Genomic DNA, 235 nt, shown 5'->3' on the forward strand with positions numbered 1-235 from the left:
CCGTCGCTTCCGTGCTCGGCGGCATCGCCGGCTGGGCGCTTGGCTATTACGCCTATGACACGATCGCCCGCCCTGTCCTTGAATTCTACGGCAAGCTCGATGCCTTCGAGCAAATGCGAACCTACATCCACGACGAATGGGAAATCCTGCTGCTGTTGCTGGTGACGTCTGGTCTCGCGCATCTGCCACCGATCAAGATCGTCACCATTCTCGCCGGCGTCATTCACATGAACCT

The 235-nt window shown here is 58.7% G+C and carries 1 protein-coding gene; it reads left to right on the forward strand.

Annotated features, from left to right (window positions below; translation table 11 throughout):
- Positions 1-235: YqaA family protein (locus tag B3605_RS22095; protein ID WP_414707008.1), on the forward strand; the 235-nt coding region annotated here is incomplete at both ends.

The organism is Rhizobium sp. UBA1881 (genome assembly GCF_002338015.1).
In the GTDB taxonomy this organism is placed as follows: Bacteria; Pseudomonadota; Alphaproteobacteria; order Rhizobiales; family Rhizobiaceae; genus Rhizobium.